19 protein-coding genes are annotated in these 16,556 nt (G+C 71.2%); 9 read left to right on the top strand and 10 right to left on the bottom strand.

Annotation, left to right across the window (positions count from 1 at the left end):
* The coding region (locus ACLBYE_RS24995) for a hypothetical protein (protein WP_447696236.1) at positions 1 to 612 on the top strand (612 nt) is incomplete at its 5' end.
* Between the two features lie 3 nt (positions 613 to 615).
* Here ACLBYE_RS24995 and ACLBYE_RS24990 read toward each other — a convergent pair.
* On the bottom strand, positions 616 to 975 hold the full coding sequence (locus ACLBYE_RS24990) for a helix-hairpin-helix domain-containing protein (RefSeq protein ID WP_447696235.1): 360 nt from the start codon (positions 973 to 975) through the stop codon (positions 616 to 618).
* Positions 976 to 1,200: 225 nt separating this feature from the next.
* Here ACLBYE_RS24990 and rpmF point away from each other — a divergent pair, with 225 nt between their 5' ends.
* A complete protein-coding gene (rpmF, locus tag ACLBYE_RS24985; protein ID WP_003601373.1) occupies positions 1,201 to 1,389 on the top strand; it encodes a 50S ribosomal protein L32 in 189 nt (62 codons plus the stop codon).
* Positions 1,390 to 1,408: 19 nt separating this feature from the next.
* Here the strand turns inward: rpmF and ACLBYE_RS24980 are convergent, their stop codons facing one another.
* Positions 1,409 to 1,723: a hypothetical protein gene (locus tag ACLBYE_RS24980; RefSeq protein WP_447696234.1), complete on the bottom strand. Its 315-nt coding sequence runs from the start codon at positions 1,721 to 1,723 to the stop codon at positions 1,409 to 1,411.
* Positions 1,724 to 1,816: 93 nt separating this feature from the next.
* Positions 1,817 to 2,413 carry a polyhydroxyalkanoate synthesis repressor PhaR gene (gene phaR / locus ACLBYE_RS24975; RefSeq protein ID WP_056531522.1) on the bottom strand — a complete coding sequence of 199 codons (597 nt, stop codon included), beginning with the start codon at positions 2,411 to 2,413 and terminating at the stop codon, positions 1,817 to 1,819.
* A 325-nt stretch (positions 2,414 to 2,738) separates the two neighbouring features.
* Between phaR and ACLBYE_RS24970 the strand changes: the two genes are divergently transcribed.
* From ACLBYE_RS24970 to ACLBYE_RS24955, 4 genes are all read left to right on the top strand, one after another.
* Positions 2,739 to 3,923: an acetyl-CoA C-acetyltransferase gene (locus ACLBYE_RS24970; RefSeq protein WP_447696233.1), complete on the top strand. Its 1,185-nt coding sequence runs from the start codon at positions 2,739 to 2,741 to the stop codon at positions 3,921 to 3,923.
* 114 nt (positions 3,924 to 4,037) lie between these two features.
* Positions 4,038 to 4,766, top strand: a complete 729-nt coding sequence (gene phbB, locus ACLBYE_RS24965; protein WP_012322022.1) for an acetoacetyl-CoA reductase — start codon at positions 4,038 to 4,040, stop codon at positions 4,764 to 4,766.
* 498 nt (positions 4,767 to 5,264) lie between these two features.
* Entirely contained in the window at positions 5,265 to 5,681 is a 417-nt protein-coding gene (locus ACLBYE_RS24960) for a hypothetical protein (RefSeq protein ID WP_447696232.1), read from the top strand.
* A 21-nt stretch (positions 5,682 to 5,702) separates the two neighbouring features.
* Complete coding sequence (locus tag ACLBYE_RS24955) at positions 5,703 to 5,942, top strand: hypothetical protein (protein WP_441008356.1); 240 nt, start codon at positions 5,703 to 5,705, stop codon at positions 5,940 to 5,942.
* A gap of 220 nt (positions 5,943 to 6,162) precedes the next feature.
* Here the strand turns inward: ACLBYE_RS24955 and ACLBYE_RS24950 are convergent, their stop codons facing one another.
* Positions 6,163 to 7,389: a glycerophosphodiester phosphodiesterase family protein gene (locus ACLBYE_RS24950; RefSeq protein WP_447696231.1), complete on the bottom strand. Its 1,227-nt coding sequence runs from the start codon at positions 7,387 to 7,389 to the stop codon at positions 6,163 to 6,165.
* 95 nt (positions 7,390 to 7,484) lie between these two features.
* A complete protein-coding gene (locus tag ACLBYE_RS24945) occupies positions 7,485 to 7,913 on the bottom strand; it encodes a cupin domain-containing protein (RefSeq protein ID WP_447696230.1) in 429 nt (142 codons plus the stop codon).
* 99 nt (positions 7,914 to 8,012) lie between these two features.
* On the opposite strand from ACLBYE_RS24945, the gene ACLBYE_RS24940 reads away from it, so the two are divergent.
* On the top strand, positions 8,013 to 8,636 hold the full coding sequence (locus ACLBYE_RS24940) for a ribonuclease D (protein WP_331315327.1): 624 nt from the start codon (positions 8,013 to 8,015) through the stop codon (positions 8,634 to 8,636).
* Between the two features lie 164 nt (positions 8,637 to 8,800).
* On the opposite strand, the gene ACLBYE_RS24935 is transcribed toward ACLBYE_RS24940, so the two are convergent.
* Positions 8,801 to 9,439 carry a VOC family protein gene (locus ACLBYE_RS24935; protein ID WP_447696229.1) on the bottom strand — a complete coding sequence of 213 codons (639 nt, stop codon included), beginning with the start codon at positions 9,437 to 9,439 and terminating at the stop codon, positions 8,801 to 8,803.
* A gap of 217 nt (positions 9,440 to 9,656) precedes the next feature.
* A complete protein-coding gene (gene glnA / locus ACLBYE_RS24930; protein ID WP_012322030.1) occupies positions 9,657 to 11,066 on the bottom strand; it encodes a type I glutamate--ammonia ligase in 1,410 nt (469 codons plus the stop codon).
* Between the two features lie 332 nt (positions 11,067 to 11,398).
* On the opposite strand from glnA, the gene ACLBYE_RS24925 reads away from it, so the two are divergent.
* Positions 11,399 to 12,433 (top strand): glutamine synthetase beta-grasp domain-containing protein, encoded by a 1,035-nt coding sequence (locus tag ACLBYE_RS24925; RefSeq protein WP_012322031.1) that lies wholly within the window; start codon positions 11,399 to 11,401, stop codon positions 12,431 to 12,433.
* 268 nt (positions 12,434 to 12,701) lie between these two features.
* Here ACLBYE_RS24925 and ACLBYE_RS24920 read toward each other — a convergent pair whose 3' ends face one another.
* The gene (locus tag ACLBYE_RS24920; protein WP_091676409.1) at positions 12,702 to 12,881 is read right to left on the bottom strand and encodes a DUF2735 domain-containing protein; all 180 of its coding nucleotides are present in this window, start codon (positions 12,879 to 12,881) and stop codon (positions 12,702 to 12,704) included.
* Positions 12,882 to 13,064: 183 nt separating this feature from the next.
* The gene (locus ACLBYE_RS24915; protein ID WP_003600526.1) at positions 13,065 to 13,403 is read right to left on the bottom strand and encodes a P-II family nitrogen regulator; all 339 of its coding nucleotides are present in this window, start codon (positions 13,401 to 13,403) and stop codon (positions 13,065 to 13,067) included.
* Between the two features lie 194 nt (positions 13,404 to 13,597).
* On the opposite strand from ACLBYE_RS24915, the gene ACLBYE_RS24910 reads away from it, so the two are divergent.
* The gene (locus ACLBYE_RS24910) at positions 13,598 to 15,100 is read left to right on the top strand and encodes an NAD(P)H-hydrate dehydratase (protein WP_447696228.1); all 1,503 of its coding nucleotides are present in this window, start codon (positions 13,598 to 13,600) and stop codon (positions 15,098 to 15,100) included.
* Between the two features lie 16 nt (positions 15,101 to 15,116).
* Here ACLBYE_RS24910 and ACLBYE_RS24905 read toward each other — a convergent pair.
* On the bottom strand, positions 15,117 to 16,556 hold a 1,440-nt coding region (locus ACLBYE_RS24905), incomplete at its 5' end, for a multicopper oxidase family protein (RefSeq protein WP_447696227.1).

Below are 16,556 nucleotides of genomic sequence, written 5' to 3'. Positions count from 1 at the left end.
GCCGCGGCGGCCGTTCCGGCGCAGGCCGCGCCTCCCCAGGCTGCGCCCGCACCGGCCGCGCCCGCCGCGACGGCGCCGCCGGGCCAAGCTGCGCCTCAGGCGGCGAGCCCCACGCCCGCCGCCGGCCCCTCCCTCGAGCAGCCCTGCGGGACGCAGGCGGCCCGCTTCGAGAGCGCCAAGGGGTTCAAGATGGTGATCACGCGGGCCGGGCAGGTCCGCACGACGAACCCGCTCAGGCCGCTCACGCCCGAGGTGAACGAGGTCCTTCAGGTCGTGATCGCCGGAAAGGTCGCCACGGCCTACGGGCCCGATTTCACCACGCTGCGGCGCGGCGGCGCCGCGTCAGGTGTCGAGGCGATGCTGGGCAGCCCGATCCACTGGGAGCCGACGCTGCCGACCTTCCCCGATCCGATCGCGATCGTCAGCGAGGAGGGGACGCCCCTGGCGCAGCTGACCTTCCGCGCCTGCGAGGCGCCGCCCGCCGTCAAGGCGCCGAAGGTGCCGAAGGCCGAGGCCCGCAAGAAGGCGCCCCGCCAGGCGGCACCGAAGGCCGCAGCGGCCCCGAAGACGCCCCCCGGCTTCTCCATGCCCCAGGGGGCGATCGCCGAGTAGCGGCTACTTCTGCTTGGCGATGATCTTGTCCTTGATGCCGTCGTAGACGCTCTGCGGGATGATCTTCTTGGAGACGAGATCGTCCTTCCCGCGATACGGCCGTCCCTTGATGATCGCGGCCGCGCGCGCCGCGCCGATGCCGGGCAGCGCGTCGAGCTCCTCGGTTCTGGCGCTGTTGAGATCGATCAGCGCCCCCTTGGCGGCGTTCGGCGATCCGGCGACGGGCGCGCTCGGGGCCGCGGGCTTCGCGGGCGCCGTCGGTGCCGCGGTCGTCGGCGCCTGCGGCGCCTGCGCCAGGGCCGGGGCCGCGACGAGGCTCGACAGGAGGGCGAGGAGGGCGAGGGTCTTGGTGGAGGAAGCCATGGCGTTCTCCCGAGAGGCGCGGCCCGCATTGCGGTGCCGTCCGGCCAGATCTGCGCCGCTCCGCTTGAACCCGCCCTTAACGGTTGTGGTCCGGCACCCCTAGTCACGGGCCGGCGCCGGAGCTATAAGCCCGGCCTCATCCGTATCCCGCGGTGTGCGTGGCGATCCTCGATCGAGGAGCCGCCCGCGCGCCGCTTTGTCCGCGGCGTCACGAAGGATCCAGCCATGGCCGTTCCGAAGCGAAAGACCTCCCCCTCCCGCCGCGGCATGCGCCGCTCGGCCGACGCCCTCAAGGCGCCGACCTACGTCGAGGACAAGGATTCCGGCGAGCTGCGCCGTCCGCACCACATCGACCTGAAGACCGGCATGTACCGCGGCCGTCAGGTCCTGAAGGTGAAGTCCGCCGAGGCCTGAGCCTCGCGAGGGCGGCGCCTCAGGCGAGGCGCCGCGCGGCCTCCGCGTAGCGCGCGGCGGCCATCCGGGTCCGTTCCAGGCGCGACGGCAGCAGCGTCGGATCGCCCGCCGTCAGCAACTGCGCGATGAAGCCGGCGCGGGGTCTCCCCGCGGCCGCGCGTTCCGCTGTCCGGGGGGCGGGCGGCTCATCGGACTGGCCCCCGTCGATCAGGGCGAGCGCCTGGACCTCCGTCCGCACCGTCTCGGGAGAGGCGTCCGCGTCCGGGACCGGCGCGCGCCGGGTGGAGCGAACCTGTGTCGGGCCGAGACGGCTGACTGTTCCGATACGCACCATGCGCACATTCTCCGCACGTTTCCGTGCCCGTGTCGCAAAGGTGGGGCCGACGTTTACCGATCGTCAACCCTTCGTCCGGTCGGTCCGGCGCAATTACTTTTTCGCGAGCGCCTCCAGGCGCTGCTGCATCTCCAGCATCTGGCGCTTGAGATCGTCCAGCTCGCCGCCCCCGTAGGTCGCGGGCTGAGTCGCGGCCGGCGCCGTCGGCTGGGCTCCCGGCGCGGGCGGGGCGAAGCCCGTGAACATCTTCATGGCATCGCCGAAGAAGTTCATGTTGGTGCGCACCTGCTGCTCGATGGCGTTCTGGAACGCCGCCGGGCCGAAGCTCTGGGCGAATTTCTCCCGCAGGCCGTCCTGATCCTTGGCGAAGTTCGCCATCGAGAATTCGAGGAAGCTCGGCACCATCGTGCGCATGCTGTCGCCGTAGAAGCGGATCAGCTGGCGCAGGAACGCCACCGGGAGCAGGTTCTCGGCGCCGGCCTTGTTCTCCTGCTCGAAGATGATCTGCGTCAGGACCGAGCGTGTGATGTCGTCGCCCGTCCGCGCGTCGTAGACGACGAAATCCTCGCCGTTCTGCACCATCGTGGCGAGGTCCTCCAGCGTCACGTACGTCGAGGTGCCGGTGTGATAGAGGCGCCGGTTGGCGTACTTCTTGATGACGGTCTGGGTGGCCTTGACGGTATCCGCCATCGGGAACGGCCTTTCTGGACTCGGGACCGGGGGGCGTTGCAGACGCGCGGTGCTGTCTGACGGGGGCTGTCTTCGCGCCCGCAACACGATCCTTAAAGCCTTCCCCGGGCGCAGAAAACAGCAAACTGCAGCTGTTCAACGCAGAATAATGCAGAGCGGTCGGGGCGGTCGCGCCATTTCAGTCTCGCGGTCGCGTCATCGGCGCGTTTGGCGCTTCGATCCACAACCTTGACTTCGCCCACCTCAGGCCCTTCATCCCAGGGCCGGCACAGAGCGCGCCCCGGGACGTGGAAGGCGCGCCGGCTCGCGAGAGGAGAACGTTCACATGGCAGGCAGCGAAGAGATCGTCATCGTCGGGGCGGCGCGCACGCCGGTCGGCTCGTTCGGCGGCGCCTTCGGGGCGGTGCCGGCCCACGAGCTCGGCGCGACGGCGATCAAGGCCGCCCTGGAGCGCGCCAAGGTCTCGCCCGACGAGGTGGACGAGGTGATCTTCGGCCAGGTCCTCACCGCGGGCGCTGGCCAGAACCCCGCCCGTCAGGCGGCCATCAAGGCCGGCATTCCCGAGAAGGCCACCGCCTGGGGCCTCAACCAGGTCTGCGGCTCGGGCCTGCGCACGGTCGCGATCGGCATGCAGCAGATCGCCAACGGCGACGCCAAGGTCATCGTGGCCGGCGGCCAGGAATCGATGTCGCTGTCGCCCCACGCGCAGTACCTGCGCGGCGGGCAGAAGATGGGCGACGTGAAGCTCGTCGACACCATGATCAAGGACGGGCTCTGGGACGCGTTCAACGGCTACCACATGGGTCAGACCGCCGAGAACGTCGCCCAGGCCTTCCAGCTCACCCGCGAGCAGCAGGACCAGTTCGCGACCCGCTCGCAGAACAAGGCCGAGGCCGCCCGCAAGGAGGGCCGCTTCAAGGACGAGATCGTCCCCGTCACGGTGCCGGGCCGGAAGGGCGACACGATCGTCGACACCGACGAGTACATCCGCGACGGCGCCACCCTGGAGGCGATGGCCAAGCTGAAGCCGGCCTTCACCAAGGACGGGACCGTCACCGCCGCCAACGCCTCCGGCCTCAACGACGGCGCCGCCGCCCTCGTGCTGATGTCGGCCTCGGAGGCCGAGCGCCGCGGCCTGACCCCGCTCGCCCGGATCAAGTCCTGGGCGACCGCGGGCGTCGACCCGAAGGTGATGGGCACCGGCCCGATCCCGGCCTCGCGCAAGGCCCTGGACAAGGCCGGCTGGAAGCCGTCCGACCTCGACCTGATCGAGGCGAACGAGGCCTTCGCGGCCCAGGCGCTGGCCGTCAACAAGGACATGGGCTGGGACGACGCGAAGGTGAACGTCAACGGCGGCGCGATCGCCATCGGCCACCCGATCGGGGCCTCGGGCGCCCGCGTCCTCGTCACCCTGCTCCACGAGATGAAGCGCCGCGACGCCAAGAAGGGCCTCGCCACGCTCTGCATCGGCGGCGGCATGGGCGTGGCGATGTGCGTCGAGCGGACCTGATCGGTCCGTCACGACAGTATCGGCCCACAACATAGACTTAAGGCCGAAGTCAGAAAAAATCGCGTGCGGACGCCATCCGCACGCGGCATCAAGTGATGCGAACAGGAGGAAACAATGGCTCAAGGACGCGTCGCCCTGGTCACAGGCGGCACCCGCGGCATCGGCGCGGCGATCTCGAAGCGGCTCAAGGACAAGGGCTACAAGGTCGCCGCCAACTACGCCGGCAACGACGAGGCGGCCAACGCCTTCAAGGCCGAGACCGGCATCCCGGTCTTCAAGTTCGACGTGGGCGATCTCGCGAGCTGCGAGGCCGGCATCAAGGCGATCGAGGCCGAGCTCGGCCCGGTGGACATCCTGGTGAACAACGCCGGCATCACCCGGGACGGCGCCTTCCACAAGATGACGTTCGAGAAGTGGCAGGCGGTCATCAAGACCAACCTCGACTCGATGTTCACCTGCACCCGTCCGCTGATCGAGGGCATGCGCAGCCGCAACTTCGGCCGCATCATCATCATCTCGTCGATCAACGGCCAGAAGGGCCAGGCCGGGCAGACCAACTACTCGGCCGCCAAGGCCGGCGTGATCGGCTTCGCCAAGGCGCTCGCGCAGGAGAGCGCGTCGAAGGGCATCACGGTCAACGTGGTGGCGCCGGGCTACATCGCCACCGAGATGGTGATGGCGGTGCCCGAGGACATCCGCAACAAGATCATCTCGACGATCCCGACCGGCCGCCTCGGCGAGTCCGACGAGATCGCCCACGCGGTCGAGTATCTCGCCAGCGACGAGGCCGGCTTCGTGAACGGCTCGACGCTGACCATCAACGGCGGCCAGCACTTCGTCTGATCGCCGCGGGCGCGCCGGATCGACCCGGCGCGCCCGCCCTGTGGGCAAGTAGCCCCACCGCGCCGGGCGCGCATCTCTCCGGCCGAAGAGCGTTCCTTCCGACACGCCGCGCGGCCGAACCCGACGACGGCGCTCCCCGCGCCGGGCCCCGCCTGCCGGCGACCGTCCCGGGCCGCGCCGTTCCGGCCCACGCGCCGCCGGCCGCGGCCGCGGGCCCGCACCATCCGAACCATCAAGCGTGACGAAAGTCCTTCCCCGCGTGCGGAATCGCGCGTCGGGCGGGATAACGGGCATTGCGGGCAGCGATCGGCCCGCCGGCCCGCGTGTTCTGAGACACGAACAATTCGAGCGGCCTCGTATAGACCTCCTTCCATCGGCTCACGGATGGTCCCGCCGATAGAAATCGAGGTCCCGAGGATCATGAACAACTGGTTTCACGGTAAATTCGGCGTTCAGTTTATCGGCGCGAGCCAGAATTGTTCTTCCCCCACGACCGCGATGCGTGACGACCGCTCCGCGGCCCGCCGCCGCCCCGCGCTGCCCGCGGTCGCGAAGCTGGGGCTCGCGGCGGCCTGTGCCCTGGGGCTGGCGGCCTGCGTCACCCCGCAGGAGCGCCACGCGCTGGATCAGAACCAGTGCTACGCCTTCGGCTTCGAGCCCGGCACCGACGGCTTCGCCGAGTGCATGATGGGGCTCCACCAGCAGCGCGCCGTCGCCCAGTCCAACAGCAACCTGTACTGGCAGGCGCAGCTCGCCGAGCAGAACCGCCGCCGCGAGGCCCAGCAGGACCTCTACAAGGTGATGAGCCTGCAGCGCACCGGCGACGCGCGGTTCCCCGTCTGCGGCGCCTCCTCGGACGGCGGCATGGATCGCCGGACCATGACTTGGTACGGCCCGAACTGCCGCGCCCGCTGATCCGGATCGAGGGAGGTCCCCATGTCCGACATGACGACGCGCGGCCCGCGCAACCCGAGCCGGATCATCTTCGTGACGGTGGCCCTGTTCGGCATCGCCGTCGGGTTCGCGACCGCCAGCCTGGCCTGGTTCACGCTCGCGGTCCTCGGCTCCGCCGCGCTGACCTGCGCGGGCTACGGCCTGATCCGGCGGCGGCTCGGCTGGAAGCCGCTGAGCGGCGAGTACCTGTTCAACCTCCTTCACGTGCTGAGCCCGCACTAGGCGGACACCGCGCACGCCCCCGCGGACGCGCCGCGGGGCTCATCGGCGGGCGGCGCAGGTCCACGAGGGCCTGGCCGCGCCGCGCCCCCACCCCGCTGACCGCTCCGCCTCCGAGGCCACCATGACGCTCGCCCTCATCATCACCGGCTTCCTGATCGTGAACTTCGTGATGGCCGGCTTCTTCTCCCTCGTGGCCCTCTGGGCCGACTGAGCGGCGGCGCTACGGGGCGCCGACGCAGTTGGCGTAGAAGGTCGTGGTCGCGGGCCAGTCGGAGAAGACCCCCAGCACGCCCACCTGCCCGTGCAGGACGTCGAGCAGCCGCAGGATGTCGCCGTCGCCGGCGACCACCGGCTTGATCGACTGGTAATAGTACCCGCCGCCGCCCTTCAGGGGGCCCGAGCGCTCCAGCGACCACGCGATCAGCCCCAGCCCGGCCGCCTTGGCCTCCCGGGCGTAGGTCGAGGGCTCGATCGTCCCGTCCGGGCCCGGACGGACCAGCATCCACAGCGGCGGCGCCAGGATCGTCACGCCCTTCCGGGCGAGCTCGGCCATGCCGGGCTGCCACGTGGCGGGCTTCTCCGGGTCGAAGCCCTTCGCGGTCTCGTCCTGGTCGTCGAGGAAGATCGCCTGGCGGCCGAATTCCGGATCCTTCTCCAGCCAGTAGAGGATGTCGCGGAGCTGGAAGCTCTGCGGATAGACGTCGGACGCCGGGATCCCGGCCTCCCGGTACTCGTCGATCAGCTGCTGGGCGTACATGTCCTGCGTGTAGGTGCCCTGGAACGGCATCGGGACCTGGGGCGCCTTCAGCTCGGGGGTGAATTTCCGCCCCATCCCCTTCACCAGCGCGATGTACTCCTTGTGCGACATCAGCGTGCCGGTGCCGGCGTAGAGGTCGGTGCGCCAGCGCGGCGTCGCGTTCATGTAGGCCGCCACCGTGGTGGCGTCCGGGTCGGACGCGTCCATCTTCCCGTTCAGCGCCTTGAACTCGTCCAGCGTCAGGTCGCTGGTGCAGCACTTGGCCGAGGCCTTCCGCCCGGTGGCCGGGTCGGCCGGCGTGAAGCCCTGCGTGCACTTCGCCGCGAGCTCGGGCCGGGCGAGGATGTCGGTGGTCGTGTGCAGGTCGCACTGGCTGTGGCGGCAGACGAGCTCGCGGTCCTTGGTGAAGGCCACGTCGCACTCGATGATCCCGGCACCCATCCGGTACGCGGCGAGCAGGCCCTCCCGGGTGTGTTCCGGGAACATCAGCGGCGCGCCGCGGTGCGAGATCGAGAAGGTCCGGGGCGTGTAGGTCCGGTCGACGCCGCAGGCGGCGAGCCTGTCCTTGAGCGGGCCGGGCTTAAGCTGGTCGACGAGGTAGAAGGGCCGGGGGCCGAGCTGGGCGGCCTCGCCGGCGATCGCGGGGCCCGCGCCCAGAAGCAGCCCCAGCCCCAACATGATCGCACGCATCGCGAACCTCCCGTTTCAGGCCGCCGGTAGAGGGGGACGGTGACAGGGGCGTGACCCCGCACGCCCCGGCGCGCCGCCTCCACGATAGCGGCGGATCATCCGCGCGGCATCGGCCGCCAGTCGGGCGGCGCCATCTCGAAGCCGGCGAAGTCGAACCCCGGCGAGACCGTGCAGCCGACGAGCGTCCAGGCGCCCAGGCTGGTGGCGGTCTGCCAGTGGCCGGCCGGCACGACGCATTGCGGGCGCTGCCCGGCGGCGAGGTCCGGCCCGAGATGCCGGGCCTCGGCGTCGTGCCCGTTGGGGCTCGTGGTGATCACCAGCGGCGCGCCGGCGTGCCAGTGCCAGATCTCGGTGGCGTCGACCCGGTGCCACGCCGAGACCTCGCCGAGGTCGAGCAGGAAGTAGATCGCGGTGCCGACCGAGCGCCCGTCGACGGTGCGGGGATCGCGGAACGTCTCGCGGTAATGGCCGCCCTCCGGATGGGGCTTCAACCCCAGGGTCGCGATCACCTCGGCTGCCGTCATGTCCAGCTCCCTGTCGGTCCCGGCCGCGCGGATCGTCCGCGGCTTGCCGGCACTTGGCACCGATGCTACCGGCCGAAAACCCCGCAAGGTCCGAGAACGATGCCGAGCCCGACCGTACGTCTTCACCGCGGCGACCTGCCCGCCAGCTACGACGCGGGGCGGGCGGTGGCCATCGACACCGAGACGCTCGGTCTCAACCCGCATCGGGACCGCCTCTGCGTGGTGCAGCTCTCCACCGGCGACGGCACGGCCGACGTGGTGCAGATCCCGCAGGACGGGCCGGAGCCGGTCGTGCTGAAGCGGGTCCTGGCCGATCCCGGCATCCTGAAGATCTTCCACTTCGCGCGGTTCGACGTGGCGGTCCTGTACAGGGCCCTCGGCGTGATGCCGAGCCCGGTCTACTGCACCAAGATCGCCTCGAAGCTCGCGCGCACCTACACGGATCGCCACGGGCTGAAGGATGTGGTCCGCGAGCTGGTCGGCGTCGACCTGTCCAAGCAGCAGCAATCCTCGGACTGGGGCGCCGAGACCCTGTCGCAGGCCCAGCTCGACTACGCGGCCTCGGACGTCCTCCACCTCCACGCGGCCCGGGAGCGGCTCGACGCGATGCTGGCCCGGGAGGGTCGCACCGACCTCGCGGCCGCCTGCTTCGGCTTCCTGCCGACGCGGGCGCGCCTCGACCTCGACGGCTGGCCCGAGACCGACATCTTCGCGCACACCTGAGGGTCCGGCGGGGCCTGCACACTTCCTGTGCGGAGTGAGACTTTCCTGTCACCGCACCGCGATAAGTCGCTGGTAGGTTGTGGCTGCCTGGGCTTCCGAGTCCCGGCCAGGCCCTCCTCGCCGGTCGCCCACCCGATCAGGCCGGCGAGGAGGGTCCGTCGCCCTCAGGTCAGGGTCCGCGGGCCCGACGGCGTGCTGATCCGGGCGGTCCAGCGCGGGCCCGGGCCGGACACAACCTGCGGTGGAGCGGCGAGGCCCAGCGCCGCGTGAAGCCCCGCGACGGCGTCGGGATCCGGATGCGTCAGGACGAGCGCCTCCAGACCGGCGCCGAGATCCGGCATCGTCGCGGCGGGATTGCCGCGCGGTCCCCACGCCATCGCGCAGGGCGCGGCCCCGTCCGCCGGCCACGCCCCGCCCGGGGGCACCGCGAAGCGCCAGGACAGGTCGCCCCGGGTCATCGTCGCCGCCGCGCCGAGGAGCGCGCCGTGCGCGGCGAGGAGGCCGTCGAGATCGTCCGCGCGGGCGACGAAGCCGCGCAGCCGCCGGCCCGAATCCCAGTCCGCCCGTACCCGCGCCGGGTCGCTCAGGCCGAACCAGCGGGCGCGGGGCGGAGCAGGCGCCTCGGGATCGACGGCGATCACCTCTAGGAACAGGGCGTCGCCGAGGCGCAGCAGGTGGTTGCGCGTGCCCATCTCGCGGTGGCGACCGCCCTCGGGCATGGCGAGGCCGAGGCAGTCCCGGACATGCGCCACGCCCTCCGCGAGGTCGGGCGCGACGACGACGAGGTGGTCGAGGGTGAGCATCGGTCGGGCTCCGTGTGCGCGGGCACCTGTGCAGCCGGCCGCCGGGCCTGCCCGGGACCGCACCGGTCCCGACCCGGTCTCGGTGCTGACGGGCCGCCTCGGGTCCGGCGGGAGGGGTAACGCCTGAGCGTCCCCAAGAAAAAGGCCGGGGCCCCGCGAGAGGCCCCGGCCCGGGAGTGCGTGCCGGGCCGGGTCTCGTGCCCGGCCGGCTCTCACATCACAGCGAGTAGTACTGCACGAACTCGATCGGGTGCGGCGTCATCTCGTAGCGCAGCACCTCGGTCATCTTCAGCTCGATGAACGAGTCGATCTGGTCGTCCGAGAACACGCCGCCCTCCTTGAGGAAGGCCCGGTCCTTGTCGAGGCTGTTCAGGGCCTCGCGCAGCGAGCCGCACACGGTCGGGATCTTCTTAAGCTCCCGCGGCGGCAGCTCGTACAGGTCCTTGTCCATGGCCGGACCCGGGTCGATCTTGTTGCGGATGCCGTCGAGGCCGGCCATCAGCAGCGCCGAGAAGGCGAGGTAGGGGTTCGCCATCGGGTCGGGGAAGCGGACCTCGACGCGCTTGGCCTTCGGGCTCTTGGTCCACGGGATGCGGCAGGAGGCCGAGCGGTTGCGCGCCGAGTAGGCGAGCAGCACCGGCGCCTCGTAGCCCGGCACCAGGCGCTTGTACGAGTTGGTCGACGGGTTGGTGAAGGCGTTCAGCGCCTTGGCGTGCTTGATGATGCCGCCGATGTACCAGAGGCACTCCTGGGACAGGCCGGCATACTTGTCGCCCGCGAAGACCGGCTTGCCGTCCTTCCAGATCGACTGGTGGACGTGCATCCCTGAGCCGTTGTCGCCGTAGACGGGCTTGGGCATGAAGGTCGCGGACTTGCCGTAGCTCTGCGCGACGTTGTGGATGCAGTACTTGTAGATCTGCATGTGGTCGGCGAGCAGGGTCAGCGTGTCGAACTTCATGCCGAGCTCGTGCTGGGCCGAGGCCACCTCGTGGTGGTGCTTCTCGACCTTCACGCCCATGGACTGCATGGCCGCGAGCATCTCGCCGCGCATGTCCTGCGCCGAATCCTGCGGCGGGACCGGGAAGTAGCCGCCCTTGGTCTGGACCCGGTGGCCGAGGTTGCCGCCCTCGTAGTCGGTGAAGCCGTTGGTCGGCAGCTCGGTGGAGTCGAGCTCGAAGCCCGTGCGGTACGGGTCGGCGCCGAACTTCACGTCGTCGAACACGAAGAACTCGGCCTCGGGGCCGACGTAGATCGTGTCGCCGATGCCGGTCTGCTGCAGGTAGGCCTCGGCGCGCTTGGCGGTGCCGCGCGGGTCACGGCCGTAGGGCTCGCCGGTGGCCGGCTCCAGCACGTCGCAGACGATCGACATGGTCGCGGCCGAGAAGAACGGGTCCAGCGTGGCGGTGACGGGATCCGGCATCAGCAGCATGTCGGACTCGTTGATCGCCTTCCAGCCGGCGATCGAGGAGCCGTCGAACATGGTGCCCTCGTCGAAGATCTCCTCGTCGATGAGCGACACGTCGAACGTGACGTGCTGCCACTTGCCGCGCGGGTCGGTGAACCGGAAGTCCACGTAACGCACGTCGTTGTCCCGGATCGTCTTCAGCACCTCGGCCGCAGTCGTCATCGTGGGCATCCTCCAGGGATCTCTGAATCGGCTCTCGTGGCGCACCCGCACGCGGTCGCGCGCCGGCAAGCGGCGCTTGATATCCGGCGCGGGCGTGCCTTGCCACCCGCCGGACAGCGGAATCGGCCGACGGATGAAACGATCGGCCCGTTCGCGCACCCGATCTCGTAACCGTGATCGGCCGTTCCGTTTCTAGGGCGCCGTTGTTCTCCGGCAATGGCCTTCCTGGCACGATCCATGCAATTGCGGCCGCAGCCGTCGACGACGCGGCAAGCCGTTCGCGTCTTCCCGGGTTGCCCAGGTCGCGCATCGATACGGACGAGAGAACCGGAATGACCAAATACAAGCTCGAGTACATATGGCTCGACGGGTACACGCCGACCCCGAACCTCCGCGGTAAGACGCAGATCAAGGAATTCGACAGCTTCCCGACCCTCGAGCAGCTCCCGATGTGGGGCTTCGACGGCTCGTCCACCAAGCAGGCCGAGGGCGGCAGCTCCGACTGCATGCTGAAGCCCGTGCGCCACTTCCCCGACCCGGCCCGCAAGAACGGCGTGCTGGTGATGTGCGAAGTGATGATGCCGGACGGCGTGACCCCGCACGAGTCCAACAAGCGCGCCACCATCCTGGACGATGCCGGCGCCTGGTTCGGCTTCGAGCAGGAGTACTTCCTGTACAAGGACGGCCGCCCACTCGGCTTCCCGGCCTCCGGCTACCCGGCGCCGCAGGGCCCGTACTACACCGGCGTCGGCTACTCGAACGTCGGCGACGTCGCCCGCAAGATCGTCGAGGAGCACCTCGACCTCTGCCTCGACGCCGGCATCAACCACGAGGGCATCAACGCTGAGGTGGCCAAGGGCCAGTGGGAGTTCCAGATCTTCGGCAAGGGCTCCAAGAAGGCCGCCGACGAGATGTGGATGGCCCGCTACCTCCTGCAGCGCCTCTGCGAGAAGTACGGCATCGACGTCGAGTACCACTGCAAGCCGCTCGGCGACACCGACTGGAACGGGTCGGGCATGCACTGCAACTTCTCGACCGCGTTCATGCGCGAGCACGGCGGCAAGGCCTATTTCGAGAAGCTCATGGAGGCGTTCAAGAACGCCCGCGAGGAGCACATCGCCGTCTACGGTCCGGACAACCACATGCGCCTGACCGGCAAGCACGAGACCGCCTCGATCCACGAGTTCTCGTACGGCGTGGCCGACCGCGGCGCCTCGATCCGCGTGCCGCACTCCTTCGTGAACAACGGCTACAAGGGCTACCTGGAGGACCGCCGTCCGAACTCGCAGGGCGACCCCTACCAGATCGCCTCGCAGGTGCTGAAGACGATCGCTTCCGTGCCGACCGAGGCCGCTGCAGCCGCGTAAGACGCGGCGCTTCGACAGACGAGACGAAGCCGGGCCCTCGGGTCCGGCTTCGCCGTTTCCGGGGTAACGGGCTTCCGATCTAACCCCCGTCCCGAGGGGGCGGGGCACAGCGCAGGCCTCGACGGAGGCCTCCCGGGATCGCCCGCGCAGCCGGAGCGCCCTCTCGAGGCCCGCTGGCGCGGGCAGGTCAGGATGACTGGTTTGGGTGAGGGGGCCGTCGGGCCTGCTCGACGGCCGCAGGGGTGCCGTCGCTCCCGATGCCTCCGCCTCAGGACCGCCGCGGGCGCTCGTCCTCGCGGATGGCGGCCTCGTGGTACCACGCGCCCCCGCCGAAGCTCGGCACGGGCGCGGGCTTCGCCTCCGGAGCTGCCCGGGCGGTGTCGCGCGCGCGTCGGAACGCGGACAGATCGTAGATCTTGGCGGTCTCGCGCGGGTCCGTGGCGGCCATCGCACTTCCTCCTGCACCGGTTCGAGCGGCCGGTCGGGCCGGCCGTTCCCGATGATGTGGGGTGCGGGAAGCGGCGCTCCAGGGCCGGAGGCGCCGATGCCGGACATTCGCGCAGTGCGAAATCTTAGGCAGTGTCGCGCGGTGCGCGGCCGCCGGCGGTCCTGGACCGCGGGCGGGTTCGGGTCAGATCGCGTCCGTGCCGGTCTCGCCGGTGCGGATGCGGATCGCCTCCTCGATCGTCGAGACGAAGATCTTGCCGTCGCCGATGCGCCCGGTCTGGGCCGACTTGCGGATCGCCTCCACGGCGCCCTCGACCAGGGCGTCGGACAGGACGATCTCGAGCTTCACCTTGGGCAGGAAGTCGACCACGTACTCGGCGCCCCGGTAGAGCTCCGTGTGGCCCTTCTGACGGCCGAAACCCTTCGCCTCGATGACGGTGATGCCCTGGAGGCCGACCTCCTGGAGCGCCTCCTTCACCTCGTCGAGCTTGAAAGGCTTGATGATCGCTTCGATCTTCTTCATGCCGCTCGGGCCTGCGCTGCGGTGCCTGGCATTTCTAACATCCTCGTGACGCCTTCGCCACGCCGTTTTCGCGGCGCGTCCGACCATAGTGCCTATTTGATGTGCGATGCACGCACATCCTTAGAGCGCTTCACCGGAATCTGGCGCGATTTTAGTCAGGGCTGATCGGTGCACGGGCAGAGGCGGAGACGGATATGCGGTTGCTGACGGTCGCGGCGATGAGGCGGGTCGATGCCGCGGCAATCGAGGGCGGCGTGCCGGGCCTGACGCTGATGGAGGCTGCCGGGGCCGCCGTGGCGGAGCGCGCCCGGGCCCGGCTCCCGGCGGGTGGCCGCGTCGTCGTCCTGTGCGGGCCGGGCAACAACGGCGGCGACGGCTACGTGGCCGCCCGCCTGCTGGCCGAAGCCGGCTACGCGGTGGACCTGCTCGGCCTCGGCGCGGTGTCGGCGCTGACGGGGGACGCCGCGCTCGCGGCCGCGGCCTGGACGGGGCCGGTGCGCCCGGCCGAGGGCGCCGCGCTGCCCTCGGGCGACCTCGTGATCGACGCCCTGTTCGGCGCCGGCCTGTCGCGCGACCTCGACGGCGCCGCCCGCGCCCTCGTCGAGGCGGTGAACGGGACCGGGATGCCGGTGCTCGCCGTCGACGTGCCGAGCGGGGTCGACGGCGATACCGGCGCGGTGCGCGGCGCCGCCATCCGGGCGGTGGAGACCGTGACCTTCGTGACCTTCAAGCCGGGGCACCTGCTCCAGCCCGGGCGGGGCCTGTGCGGCCAGCTCAGCCTCGCCGATATCGGGACCGGCCCGGCGGCGCTGGAGGCGGGCCTCGCCGCCGGCGCGCCCCTCGACCGGAACGGGCCCGACCTGTGGGGCCAGGACTTCCCGCACCTCACCGGCGCGAGCCACAAGTACACCCGCGGCCACGCCCTGGTCCTGTCCGGGCCGGCCACCAAGACCGGCGCCGCCCGGCTCGCCGCCCGGGGCGCCCTGCGGGTCGGCGCCGGGCTCGTCACCGTCGCGTCCCCGACCGCCGCGCTGCCCGAAAACGCCGCCCACCTCACGGCGATCATGCTGCGGCCCTGCGAGAGCGCCGACGACCTCGACGACCTGCTCACCGACGAGCGGCTGAACGTGATCCTGGCCGGGCCCGGGCTCGGCACCGGCGAGCCGACCCGGGAGCGCGTCGCCGTGGCGGCCGCGGCCGGGCGCGGCCTCGTCCTCGACGCCGACGCCCTGACGAGCTTCGCCGGGAAGGCGCCGCTGCTCGCCGCCCATCTCGCCGACGGGGATGCGCGGGCCGTGCTGACCCCGCATGCCGGCGAGTTCGCGCGGCTCTTCGACGGGACGGACGCGATGGCCGAGGGCGCCGACAAGGTCGCCCGGGCCCGCGCGGCGGCCGCGCTCACCGGCGCCGTGGTGGTCTTCAAGGGGGCCGACACGGTGATCGCGGACCCCGACGGCCGTGCGGCCATCAACGACCACGGCAGCCCCTATCTCGGGACGGCCGGGTCCGGGGACGTGCTCGGCGGCCTGATCGCCGGCCTGCTCGCGCAGGGCATGGAGCCCTTCGCGGCCGCCGCGGCCGGCGTCTGGCTCCACGGGGATGCCGGCCTGCGCCACGGGCCGGGCCTGATCGCCGAGGACATCCCCGAGCTGATGCCGGCGGTGCTCCGCGACCTCGTCGCGTCGACCGGGGGCTGACCCGGCGGCTGACCGCTCAGGTGACCTCGAACATCGTCCAGAGGCCGGTGTCGAACCGCTCCAGCACCGTGGCGCTGATCAGCCAGCGCCCCGGATTGTCCGCCAGGAAGCCGATCCGGGCCGTCCGCCCCTCCAGGAGCTGGAACGTGTCGAGCCAGTAGGGCTCCCAGCCGTCGTCCAGGGGGTGGAGCAGGCGGAAGCAGTGGCCGTGCAGGTGCAGGGCCTGCGGGAAGGCGGTCTCGTTGCGCAGGGCCAGCACCACCACCTGCCCGCGCTTCACCGAGAAGATCGGCGCGAGGCTGGCGGTGCCGCTCGCGCCGTTCACCGACCAGATCTTCTGCGGGTCGCCCGTGTAGACCGGATCGGGCGCGGGGCCGTCCTTGGCGGCGTCCTTGACTCCGTCCTTCACGCCGTCCTTGCCCTTCGGCACGAAGGCGCCGCCGGTGATCACCACGTCGCGGCGCAGGGCGTTCTGGAGCTTGATCTCGGCCGGCAGGCGCTTGTTCTCGCCGATCGGCCCGATCGGGGGCCGCTTCTCGGTGATCCGGGCGCCCTTGGTGACGACGCTCGCCAGGACGAGGCCCTTGCCGATCAGCGCGTGGATCTCGCAGGTGGCGCCTTCCTCCTCCGGCAGGTCGACCAGCAGGTCGTAGCGGGTGCCGGGCGGGAAGGGCAGGGTGGCCCGCAGGGGCTCGAACGTGTCGGTGGGCTGGCCGTCGACCGCCGCCACGTAGACCTTCACGCCCTCGAACTTGATGCGCGTCGCCCGGGCGTTGCAGGCATTGCCGAGGCGCAGGCGGACCCGGGAGCCGGGCCTCGCCTCGAACGCGCCCGGCACCGGCTTGCCGTTGACGGTCACGAGGTTGCCGAGGCGCCCGTGCGCGGCCGCGAGCGCCGTCTGGCCGAAGGGCATGAGGGTGCCGTCGTCCTGGAGCCGCCAGTCCTGCAGCACGACGCTGACGTCGGCGTCGACCGCGGGCGGGTTCGTCTCCTCGACGACCAGCATGCCCGCGAGGCCCCGGCCCGACGGTTCGCTCGCCCCGCCGACGACCAGGGGCCGGATCAGGTAGGAGCCGGCATCCGGCGGCGTGAAATTGTAGAGGAAGTCGCCGCCCGGCGGGATCGGCGCCTGGGTCACGCCGCCGACGCCGTCCATGGCGTTGACGTTGCGCACCCCGTGCCAGTGCAGCGACAGCGGCTTGTCGGTCCGGTTCTCGACCTTGAGGCGTAGAGCCGGCCCGAGCTTCACCCGGACCACGGGCGGCAGGGCCTTGCCGTCGAAGCACCAGACCGGCGTCTCGGGCGCGGGGTCCGGCCTGAACCGGGCCTTGCCGGGCGCCGCCGGCAGGGCCCTCGGCGCGGCCGCGGGCTCCGGCTGGACGGGCGCGGATGTCCCCGGCGCGGCGGCCGGCGCCTGGGCCGGGGCCTGGGCCTGGGCCCGCGCGGCCTCCGGCGC

The sequence above is a fragment of the Methylobacterium sp. A52T genome, from assembly GCF_053346095.1.
This window is presented reverse-complemented; position numbering and strand designations above follow the sequence as displayed.

Coding starts and splice junctions, on each gene's coding strand:
- ACLBYE_RS24990 (WP_447696235.1), bottom strand. CDS start 975: ATGGCTTCCTCCACCAAGACCCTCGCCCTCCTCGCCCTCCTGTCGAGC.
- rpmF (WP_003601373.1), top strand. CDS start 1,201: ATGGCCGTTCCGAAGCGAAAGACCTCCCCCTCCCGCCGCGGCATGCGC.
- ACLBYE_RS24980 (WP_447696234.1), bottom strand. CDS start 1,723: ATGGTGCGTATCGGAACAGTCAGCCGTCTCGGCCCGACACAGGTTCGC.
- phaR (WP_056531522.1), bottom strand. CDS start 2,413: ATGGCGGATACCGTCAAGGCCACCCAGACCGTCATCAAGAAGTACGCC.
- ACLBYE_RS24970 (WP_447696233.1), top strand. CDS start 2,739: ATGGCAGGCAGCGAAGAGATCGTCATCGTCGGGGCGGCGCGCACGCCG.
- phbB (WP_012322022.1), top strand. CDS start 4,038: ATGGCTCAAGGACGCGTCGCCCTGGTCACAGGCGGCACCCGCGGCATC.
- ACLBYE_RS24960 (WP_447696232.1), top strand. CDS start 5,265: ATGCGTGACGACCGCTCCGCGGCCCGCCGCCGCCCCGCGCTGCCCGCG.
- ACLBYE_RS24955 (WP_441008356.1), top strand. CDS start 5,703: ATGTCCGACATGACGACGCGCGGCCCGCGCAACCCGAGCCGGATCATC.
- ACLBYE_RS24950 (WP_447696231.1), bottom strand. CDS start 7,389: ATGCGTGCGATCATGTTGGGGCTGGGGCTGCTTCTGGGCGCGGGCCCC.
- ACLBYE_RS24945 (WP_447696230.1), bottom strand. CDS start 7,913: ATGACGGCAGCCGAGGTGATCGCGACCCTGGGGTTGAAGCCCCATCCG.
- ACLBYE_RS24940 (WP_331315327.1), top strand. CDS start 8,013: ATGCCGAGCCCGACCGTACGTCTTCACCGCGGCGACCTGCCCGCCAGC.
- ACLBYE_RS24935 (WP_447696229.1), bottom strand. CDS start 9,439: ATGCTCACCCTCGACCACCTCGTCGTCGTCGCGCCCGACCTCGCGGAG.
- glnA (WP_012322030.1), bottom strand. CDS start 11,066: ATGACGACTGCGGCCGAGGTGCTGAAGACGATCCGGGACAACGACGTG.
- ACLBYE_RS24925 (WP_012322031.1), top strand. CDS start 11,399: ATGACCAAATACAAGCTCGAGTACATATGGCTCGACGGGTACACGCCG.
- ACLBYE_RS24920 (WP_091676409.1), bottom strand. CDS start 12,881: ATGGCCGCCACGGACCCGCGCGAGACCGCCAAGATCTACGATCTGTCC.
- ACLBYE_RS24915 (WP_003600526.1), bottom strand. CDS start 13,403: ATGAAGAAGATCGAAGCGATCATCAAGCCTTTCAAGCTCGACGAGGTG.
- ACLBYE_RS24910 (WP_447696228.1), top strand. CDS start 13,598: ATGCGGTTGCTGACGGTCGCGGCGATGAGGCGGGTCGATGCCGCGGCA.